The 9,416-nt window shown below is 56.7% G+C and carries 7 protein-coding genes and 1 pseudogene; 3 read left to right on the top strand and 5 right to left on the bottom strand.

Annotated features, from left to right (window positions below; genetic code table 11):
- Positions 1–1,303, bottom strand: a 1,303-nt coding sequence (locus tag CPT76_RS06385) for a CocE/NonD family hydrolase (RefSeq protein ID WP_105442286.1), incomplete at its 3' end; no start/stop codon positions are given.
- A 189-nt stretch (positions 1,304–1,492) separates the two neighbouring features.
- Entirely contained in the window at positions 1,493–3,073 is a 1,581-nt protein-coding gene (gene ggt, locus CPT76_RS06380; RefSeq protein WP_105442285.1) for a gamma-glutamyltransferase, read from the bottom strand.
- Positions 3,074–3,341: 268 nt separating this feature from the next.
- On the opposite strand from ggt, the gene chrB reads away from it, so the two are divergent.
- From chrB to CPT76_RS06365, 3 genes are all read left to right on the top strand, one after another.
- The gene (chrB, locus tag CPT76_RS06375) at positions 3,342–3,941 is read left to right on the top strand and encodes a chromate efflux transporter ChrB (RefSeq protein WP_105442284.1); all 600 of its coding nucleotides are present in this window, start codon (positions 3,342–3,344) and stop codon (positions 3,939–3,941) included.
- Positions 3,925–4,461, top strand: a complete 537-nt coding sequence (gene chrA / locus CPT76_RS06370; RefSeq protein WP_105442283.1) for a chromate efflux transporter ChrA — start codon at positions 3,925–3,927, stop codon at positions 4,459–4,461. The genes chrB and chrA overlap by 17 nt, the downstream gene beginning before the upstream one ends.
- 170 nt (positions 4,462–4,631) lie before the next feature.
- Entirely contained in the window at positions 4,632–6,218 is a 1,587-nt protein-coding gene (locus CPT76_RS06365) for a PucR family transcriptional regulator (protein WP_105442282.1), read from the top strand.
- A gap of 550 nt (positions 6,219–6,768) precedes the next feature.
- Here the strand turns inward: CPT76_RS06365 and CPT76_RS06360 are convergent.
- The 3 genes and pseudogenes from CPT76_RS06360 to CPT76_RS06355 form a co-directional block, all read right to left on the bottom strand.
- A complete protein-coding gene (locus CPT76_RS06360) occupies positions 6,769–7,350 on the bottom strand; it encodes an SGNH/GDSL hydrolase family protein (RefSeq protein ID WP_105442281.1) in 582 nt (193 codons plus the stop codon).
- A gap of 42 nt (positions 7,351–7,392) precedes the next feature.
- Positions 7,393–7,848 (bottom strand): glycosyl hydrolase-related protein, encoded by a 456-nt coding sequence (locus tag CPT76_RS39090; protein ID WP_258168173.1) that lies wholly within the window; start codon positions 7,846–7,848, stop codon positions 7,393–7,395.
- Between the two features lie 18 nt (positions 7,849–7,866).
- Positions 7,867–9,407, bottom strand: a pseudogene (locus CPT76_RS06355) (alpha-mannosidase); the annotation flags it as partial.
- Between the last annotated feature and the right edge of the window lie 9 nt (positions 9,408–9,416).

Below are 9,416 nucleotides of genomic sequence, written 5' to 3'. Positions count from 1 at the left end.
CCGGTGCGCCGAGGATCCGCAGCGGCGCGCCGACAGGCTCCCCGGTATACACCAGGATTTCGAAGCGGTCCTGCTGGGCGCTCCGGTCCTGCGGCAGCACCGAGCGAAGCGGCATCGGCAGGCGCGCGTCGTAGACGAACACGTCCGCCGCCCGGCCGGGCTCCGCGCCTGCGACCGCAGCGAGCCGACCGCCGCCGGAAGCCCCGTTCGCAGGCAGCTGCGTTCCGGTTAAATACCACCGGCTGTCGCCCTCCGCTCCGGCCGGATACGCTTCGGCTTCGACCCAAACGCCGCTGCCGGCTTCATAATAACGGACCGGCTTCCGCTCCTTCAGGGCTGATCCGCCTTCGCCCTTCAGCCAATAGTCGAACCAGGCCAGCTGTTCCAGGTGGATATTGCCGTCCGCCTTCGGTCCGTAGTCCGTTCCGCCTGCTTTACGGCCCCACGGAATATGCGTCCATGGCCCGACCACCAAACGGTGGAAGCAGTCCGGCCTGCTCTCCTGTGCTTGCAGTGCATTGTAAGACTGAAGCGTACCTTCCAGCAGAAAATCGTACCAGCCCGCGATATGCAGCGCCGGAACCGGCTGTTCCTTGAAGGCGTCCAGCCAGTTCAGCCGGGACCAATACTCATCATAAGCGGGATGGTCCAACCAATCGAAATAAGCGGGGAGGTACGCTTCGAGCAGCGGGTGCCCCTGCGCCAATGGCAGTTGGGCCAGCACACCGGAAGGATCGCTCATCACGCGCGAACACGCCGCTTCGGCTTCCGTGTCGCCCTTCCTTCTCGCCGTATCCCTGGCCAGCTGATAGGCCCAGGGCAGGCAGCTCTGCAGATCGAAGCTGCCGAATGTGTACATCCAGCCGTGGTACAGGTCGGCCGCAGTCATCGCAGGCGCGATGGCAGCCAAATGCGGCGGATGCTGCGAAGCGGCAGCCCACTGCGTCGCTCCCTGGTAGGAAAAGCCGTACATGCCGACCTTTCCGCTGGCCCCTTCCAACCCGGCGGCCCATTCGACCGTATCATAGCCGTCTTCGGCTTCGCTCACGAATGGCGCGAACTCTCCCTCCGAATCCCCGCGCCCCCGTACGTCCTGAATAACGACGATATACCCTCGCGCAGCATACCAAACGGGATGGGCGTATGTAACCGTTGAGGCGATTTTCCGGCCGTACGGCTGCCGCATCAGCAGTACCGGGTATGTTCCTTCCTCCGCCGGACGGTAAACGTCGGCATACAGCGTGATGCCGTCCCGCATGACGCAGGCTGCTTTCCTCTCCACTTTCACATGTCCGAATTCCACGGCTGTCCCCCCAGTGCGATCCTGTTTTTCGTTAGATGTTACATTTTATAACAGACAATACAGGAGTCTACAACGGTTCAGAAGGCATCTTTGTGACGAAGCACAATAAATAGGCCGATGTTTGGACATCGGCCACAAGGAACCCGTTAATTTATGTCATATTTCATAACTTCTTTATGAGATGGAGAACTACCAGCCGATCGCCGCTCCGTCGGAGCGGGGGTCCGAGCCGCCGATCCGAAAACCGTGAGCATCCAGAAGGATCGCCTGCGCATGCCCGGTTAAGGCATCCCAGTCGCCGATCTTTCGAACCTCATGCCCCATGGCGGCCAGCCCGCCGAGCACCTGCTCCCCCACCCTGGCTTCCATCTTCAGTTCCGTGGAGGCTTCGCCCCATGTCCTTCCCCACACCCAGCGAGGTTCGTTAATCGCTTCCTGAGGGTCCATTCGGTAATCGACGATCCGGGTCAGAAGCGCCGTCTGCGTCTGCGGCTGTCCTTCTCCTCCCATCGAGCCGTAGAGCAAATAAGGCTTCTGGTCCTTGAGCGCAAGGGCAGGCATCAGGGTATGAAAAGTCCGTTTCCGCGGTTCAAGCCGGTTGGCGGAAGACTCGTCCAGGGAGAAAAACGAGCCGCGGTTCTGCAGCAGAATGCCCGTTTCCCCAGCCGTCACGCCCGATCCAAATTCAAAGTACAGACTTTGGATAAAAGAAACGGCATTGCCGTCCCCGTCCACTACAGCGGCATACGCCGTATCGCTGCCGAGCGGTTCGGCGGTGAGCGTAGCGGCCGAATCGCGGCTTATGCGTCCCGCCAATTCCATGCAGTAGCCCTTATCCAGAAAGCGATCCACCGGAATATTTCGGAAATCCGGATCGGTGAGCTCGAGGTTGCGGTCGCGGAAAGCCAGCTTCACCGCCTCGACCAGTACGTGGTAAAATGCTACCGAACCGTGCGGAATACTGTTAAAATCAAAATGTTCGAGCATTTGGGCGATCACGATGCCCGTAAACCCTTGCGAATTCGGAGGAAGCTGATACAGCTCCAGATCGCGATAGGAACCGGTGAGCGGGGTGACCCAATTGCCCTCATGATCGGCGAAATCGTCCGCCAGCAGCAGCCCGCCGGACTTCCGGATGTATGACGTGATATCCCGGGCTAATCCGCCCCGGTAAAATTCGTCCCGGCCATTCGACGCGATCCGGCGCAAACTTTGGGCCAAGCCGCTTTGGATCCAGCGGGTGCCTGCCGGCGGGACACCGCCGCCTCGCAAATACGCTGCAGCCGAATAGGGATTCGCTGCCAGCAGCCCGGCGCACAGCTTCGTATTGGCGTACTGGCTGCGGGATACCGGATAGCCCGCTCCGGCGTAGGTCATTGCCGGCTCAAGGACGTCCCCAAGCGGCAGGGTACCATACTCCCGCAGAATGGCGCTCCAGCTGTCCACCATGCCTGGAACGGTCAGTACGCTGCGGATCCCCCGCGTCGGGATGGCCTGCTCGCCGGCGTATGCCTCCGGCGATGCCTTGTACCCCGAACGGCCGCTTCCGTTGTAACCCCGGACTGCACCCTCTCCGGGACTGTACAACAGCCAGAAAGAGTCGCCGCCCAGCCCGGTCATATGCGGATACACGACCGCCAGGGTACTGCTGACGGCAACCGCAGCGTCGAAGGCATTCCCGCCCTTTTCCAGTATTCGGGCACCCGCGGCCGATGCCAGTGCATGGGGGCTGACCACCATCGTTTTCGTGCCGATTGAAGCCTGCCTCATCACTCATCCCTCCTGCATCTTTAAATTGTTAACTAAATTAACATGCAGCAGGATTTTTTGGCAATAACTACTTTTCATCCGGAAGGAAAACCGTTATAGTGTAAATTTAAATAACATCAATGCCGCACGGATGATCACCAGCTTCGGAAACGGTCCAGCTCCCTTTCCCATGATGCCAGAGCTTTGCCTATAGAATGCGACCCTCGCATCCTACCCGAATCCGAGATGAAATGTCAGAATAGTTGATAGACAAGGAAGGAAGTGCACCATGCTGAAAACATACGCAGAATTATCCCTCGCCATGTTCCGGACCGGAATTCTCGGGTATGGCGGCGGTCCGTCGACCGTCCCCCTCATCCGGCACGAGGCCGTCTCCCGGTACAGGTGGATGGCTGATGAGGAATTCGGGGAGGTGCTGGCCATCGCCAACACACTGCCCGGTCCGATCGCGACCAAGTTGGCCGCCTATCTCGGCTACCGCCTGAAAGGAACTCTCGGTGCGCTGGTAGGCCTGCTCGCCCATATTCTACCCACTGCGGTTGCGATGATCGCCCTAGTCTCTTTTATCGACGTATTCAGCTCATCCCGCATCATTCATGGCATGATCGAAGCGGTCGTTCCGGTCGTGGCCGTCATGCTGGGTCAAATGTGTTACGAGTTCGGCGAAAAGGCAGTCAAAGGCCTTGGCAAATATATGGCGCTCGCCTGCGGGGTCATCGCGTTTGTCCTGCTCGAGTGGGTGCAGCTGCACCCGGCGATCCTGATTGCGATCGCGCTGGCCTACGGCTCGGTACACTTTAAAGTCATGGGCAAGCTGAAAGAAAACCGCAAGCGGAAGGAGGAACGCCGCCATGGAGACATGGATTGAGCTCCTCATCGGCTTCTTTCTAGCCAACGTATTCGGTTACGGCGGCGGCCCTTCCTCCATTCCGCTCATGTACCGGGAGATCGTACCGCATTACCACTGGCTGTCTGGCGCCGAATTTTCCAACATGCTCGCTCTCGGCAATTCGCTCCCCGGACCGATCGCGACAAAGATCGCCGCTTACGTCGGCTATGATGCGGCCGGATGGATGGGGGCGCTTGCCGCCGAAGCAGCCACGGTCGTGCCGTCCGCCGTCGCCCTGATCGTATTGATGCGAATTTTGCAGAAATACAAGCAGTCTCAGGCTGTCAAAGGCATGACGCTGCTCGTGCAGCCTGTCATCGCCGTCATGATGCTGCAGCTCACCATTCAAAGCTCCAAAGAGTCGATACTCTCCATCGGCTGGATCCAATTCGCCGCTATCGCCCTCATCGCGTACTGGCTGATGCAGCGCCGCAAAGTTCATCCCGCGCTCGTCATCGTGGGCGCTTTTGTTTACGGAGGCATCTTTCTGGGAAGATAGTCCTCCCCTCCGTAGCCCTGGCGAACCCGAACGGCCGTCCGATTCTATCCCCTGTTGCAGTAACCGCCTTTCCTGATGATTGAATTCAATCCGGTACAGCCCTTTCCCAAGGGCTTACCTTGTACGTTTCGGGTTTCGACAGAGTTCAGTTGCGAAAGGATGATGACTGTATGTATTTGACCATCGAAGATGCACTCACCATTTACCCGCTTTCTGAAGGTAAACTGACCGCAGGCCGCAGCGGTTTGAACCGCATCGTCAAATCGGTCAACGTGATGGATGCACCCGATATTTCGGACTGGGTCCGGGAAGGGGATATCTTGTTCACAACGGCTTATTTGATCAAGGACAATCCGGCGGATGGGGTCCGCCTGCTGCAGAAGCTGGTTGACAAAGGGGCGGCGGGAATCGGGATCAAGCTTGGACGGTTCTGGGCTTCGGTCCCCGACGAAATGCTGCAGGAAGCAGACCGCCTCGGTTTTCCCCTCATCGAGCTTCCCTTTCCGTTTACGTTCTCGGATCAAATGAAAGGCTTGTTCAATGCCGAATTGCAAAAGAACACGCTCCTCCTGCAAAACGTCCTGGACAAACAAAAGGAGCTCATCCGCTTCGCCTTATCCCCTGTTGATACGGGCCGCCTTTTTGACCGGATCCGCGAGATTCTCGGCGTTCCCCTGGCCGTCACCGGCATGCGCGGCCAAACGCTCTTCAGCACCCTGACCACAGACGAAATGCAGCTGCTCAAAAAACGCCAGCTCAAAGATACGCCGCAGTGGCTCCGCTGTGAGCAGGGAAGACTGCTGTGCGTGCCCCTGAAAAGCCCCGGCCAGGAGCATGATTTTAACAGCCGGGCGATTTTCCGGCTTCCTCCCGGCATTCCGATGAAGGAGGAGGAAGGGCTGTACCATCAGGCGGCCGAAATTATCGGCTACCATTTGAACGCAGTCGAACGCAACGATCTCACCCAATCGACCCAGAACGAATTTGCGGCCATGCTGAAAAACTACCTCAAGCAGCAAGTCTCCGCCGAAGCGCTCGTTGCCTGTGCTTCCAGCCACGGCATCCCTTTCGGCAGCGGTTCTTTCCAGTGCGTGCTTACCACATGCGATCCCGAATACACCGGCCGGACCGACCATCTGCTCAAGAGCGTCAAGCAGGAATTCCATTATCATCCGATGCTCAAGGATTTATCACCTTTGCATTTTCAACTCGAGGACACCATTCTCTCGATCTTTCCTTCTGAGCTCCCGCGAAGCTCCGGCAAGCTGCCTCAGCTGTTGACACGTGTCTTTTTCGAGCTTGCCGCCAAAGCCGGCAGGCATCTGCGCATGACAGTGAGCCATATCAAAACCCGGCCCGATCAATTGGAAGCGGCTTACCGTGAATGCCAGAACGCCCGCGACACGGCCTCCCGGCTCAACCTGGACGCTTTTGTCGTCGAGTTTGCCAACGTGGAAATCTCTTATATTTTCCAATCCGTCCCGGTTCATAAAATGCGGCAGTTCGTCGAAATGGCTTTGGCCCCGCTTCAGGACCGAGCCCCCGACTCCGCCCAAGAGCTGCTGCGAACGCTGGAGCTGTACATGGCGAACAATGGACAGATCCACGAAACCGCCAAGCAGCTGTTTATACACCGTAACACCGCCGCCTACCGGCTCGAGAAAATCAGTGAGCTGCTTCAGGTCGACTTCAAGGATTATCACCACCTGCTGCGGATGAAATTGGTCCTGATGTTCCGGGATATGCTGCGGACGTAAACGGAAGCAGGACGGTCCCGCTTCCCCACAAGCAAGCACGTTATAAATTCGCAACAAAGCATCCCCTTAGACCGGCCGCTCCGGTCAGGAGGATGCTTTTGCGATAAGGCGGTAAATGTCAGGCGCAAGCCGCCTTTTCTCCAGTATAGATCCGCAGAAATGATGGTTTAGGTAGGTATGGTCTAGATATGGATTGCTCACGGTTTTCTATTGTGAATTTTTCATATGTTGATTTTTTAATATATTTAATCCGGTTAGTCAACAGTGCCCGTTGCGCTCATGCGTTGGATCAAGCTGCTTAGCACGTTCCCCTTTGTTTCGTATTCTTCCTTCGTGATCGGTGCCAAGGAATCATGACCGTTGTAGCCGTCAGCAAATAAACCGGAGTGTATAAGCAGGAAAAGGCAAGCGTATGAAATACGCTCGCCCCTTTAATCTGTATTTATTGTGAGTTTTTCATATATTGTTATATTAACACCTTAGTCGGCTTTGATCACTCGCAGATGCTTGATTCTGAATCTGTTCTTTCCTATCCTGACAGTTATCGAAGTCAAGCCTCACCGCTCATCCGCTTCCAATCGAAGCCGATTGCCTGCAGGAAGGCTCGTGCGATCAGCATGTGGCCGGTCAGGCTCGGATGCACCCGGTCCGATGCGATTGCAGTAGGGTGAACGTAGCCCAACATCGGCTCAAACACCGCTTGCGTGTCCACGAATAGCGCTCCGACGCGCTCGGCAACCCTGTGGGCCGCCCGGCCGTACTCATCCATCCGCCGTCTCATCCCGTCCTCGGCGCTGCGTTCGATATAAAACGGAGTCATGATGACAAGCCCTTTCAAACGAGGGCGAACCTGCTCCGCCAATTCGGTCAAAGTGTGCTCATACTCTTCCAACAGATCCAGTACGTCCGTCTGCCACCTTTCTTTCAAATCCCTGACCGTGTTGCCGCCGATTCCCATGTTCGTGACCCGCAGGTTCAGCTCTGGATACGCCGTCTGAAGCAGGGTGTCCACGAGCGACACATACCCTTTGCCTACGCCTTGAAACAACCCTTCCCCGTAAGGGAATTTACGCTCGCAGTCCGTAATCGAATCGCCGATCATGACCAGGCGCTGTCCTTTGTCCATCTTCATCTTCGCGCTTCCTCCCATCTTTTGTTCCTTTTACTCCCTCTTCTACGCATCAAGCAGCACAAGCCGAATCGTTTTCACTTCAAAAGGACGGAAATCCTGCTTGAGCTTCCCTTCAGCAACCGGCAGATCGGCCGTCACTTCCTCCAGCATATTGGTTTCGTACGCTGTTTTGACAGGGAGGTCAAAGGTGAATCCGCATGATACGGTGGCACCTTTGCATTCATAGGCCCGGATGATCCAGTCTCCCGATCCGTCTTCGGCAAGCTTGATCGTCTCTGTAATTACGCTGGCTTGATCCGATTGCAGGAAAGATTTATGACCCACCTGGTTTCCGCCGTGCACGAGGCTTACCGGATAGTTCAGCTCATACGCTTCCTGAACGACGGGACTGTCCAGAAAAGACCCGTTCCATACAAAGAATCCGTACGTAAACTTGTGCGTTCCCTGATCCGACGTTTCGTCCGGATGCGTCGGCGAACGAAGCAGCGTCAAGCTCATCGTGTTGTCCTGCACGGCGATCCCGTACTTGCAATCGTTCAGCAGCGCAAAGCTGCGGTTCGTCTCCGCAAGCACCGCCCACTTATGCTGGCATACTTCGAATCGGTCGGCATCGTGGGGCCTGGAAGCATGATTTGGCCGTTTGACGTAACCGAACTGAATTTCCTGTAACGATTCGTTCGCATGGACACGTACAGGAAAATCGACCCGCAGCATTTTGTCTTCTCATGCCAATCTACCGTCGTATGAAACTCAACGCGGCGGCTGCCGGCCCGGACCCGGATATCCTGAATTAATTTGGATCGATGAAGCATGCGCTCAACGCGGATATTGGCAAACAGGGGCCCCTCTGCGGTGACATAGACTTCGGCCTTCTCATCCAACTCGACCGGAGCAGCCTGATAGCCGCGGTCGATTTCCCACGCATCAAACGCCGACGGCTGATCGCGGTACATCTTCATGGCGTTGCAATGTCCCGCCGTCCATTCCGTTCCGGTTTCCTTGTCCAGGATGCTGACGATCTCGCCGTATTCATTTATCCCAATGGCTAAGTATTCGTTCTCCAGATGCGACTTCGTAGCGGTTAGGACAGCTTGTCCCGGCGCTTCCGGCGTTACGTCTGCCGCAGTAACCGTATATGCCGCCCATCCCGCAGACGGCGTTTCGACTTCCGTGTAACAATTGCCGTCATGCCGCTGCACAGGGAGCGTTTTTCCGTCCCGGTCAGCGATACCTTCTACGCCTTCGGGCAGGGTCAGCTCTGCCTGCGCTTCCTCATGGACGCGGTGAATGGACGTGCCCGGCAAAATATCATGGAACTGATGCAGCAGCAGTTTCTTCCACAGCCGGTCCATCTCCTCGTACGGATAGGCCCGGCGCTGAAGCAGGCTGGCGGCGGCACCCCACATTTCAGCCTCGTGAAGCCCGACCTCCGCCTTCCGGTTTAACCGCTTAATCTGAGCCTGCGTCGTATAGGTTCCCCGGTGCGCCGGATAGTACAGCTCCCCGACATATTTGGCATCCGGAACACCTCTTTCGATCTGATCCTCAAAATAGTCAATCGGTGAGCCGTGCACCGTACGCGGCACACCCTCCAAATTTTCAAGCCGGTGGAGGAATTCCAAGTCGTCCCGGTTCGCCCCTCCCCCTCCGTCGCCGTGGCCGAACTGTACGAGTCTTGTCGCAATGCCGTCCTTCTGCACCCGATCATTCCATTGCCGAATAAGAAACGATGGATTGACCCGAATCGGAAAATCGCCATAATCCAGCAGATGGGTCAGCACCTGCGAGCCGTCGATCCCTTCCCAAAGAAAGGTATTGTACGGAAACGGGTCCGACACATTCTCGTACGTCTGGAACATTTTCACGGAAGCAAAATACCGGAGTCCGCAGCCCTTCATAATTTGCGGCATGTTGCCGGAGTATCCGAACACGTCGGGAAGCCGACAGCAATTTCGTTTTTCCTTGCCGAAACTCCTCCTTGAAAAAAGCGCTTTGCCGTGCAGTATTTGCCGGATCAAGGCTCTCCCCGCCGGGCAGATTCGATCGGATTCACCCACATGCCGCTT

Source organism: Paenibacillus sp. AR247, assembly GCF_002968895.1.
Classification (GTDB): domain Bacteria; phylum Bacillota; class Bacilli; order Paenibacillales; family Paenibacillaceae; genus Paenibacillus_AQ; species Paenibacillus_AQ favisporus.
The sequence above is the reverse complement of the archived record's forward strand: the minus strand, read 5'-3'. Positions and strand labels throughout refer to the sequence as shown.

What these genes read in the sequence shown, in the direction of transcription:
- CPT76_RS06360 (WP_105442281.1), bottom strand. Translation starts at nt 7,350, where the DNA reads ATGAAGATGGACAAAGGACAGCGCCTGGTCATGATCGGCGATTCGATT.
- CPT76_RS06365 (WP_105442282.1), top strand. Translation starts at nt 4,632, where the DNA reads ATGTATTTGACCATCGAAGATGCACTCACCATTTACCCGCTTTCTGAA.
- ggt (WP_105442285.1), bottom strand. Translation starts at nt 3,073, where the DNA reads ATGAGGCAGGCTTCAATCGGCACGAAAACGATGGTGGTCAGCCCCCAT.
- chrA (WP_105442283.1), top strand. Translation starts at nt 3,925, where the DNA reads ATGGAGACATGGATTGAGCTCCTCATCGGCTTCTTTCTAGCCAACGTA.
- chrB (WP_105442284.1), top strand. Translation starts at nt 3,342, where the DNA reads ATGCTGAAAACATACGCAGAATTATCCCTCGCCATGTTCCGGACCGGA.
- CPT76_RS39090 (WP_258168173.1), bottom strand. Translation starts at nt 7,848, where the DNA reads ATGAGCTTGACGCTGCTTCGTTCGCCGACGCATCCGGACGAAACGTCG.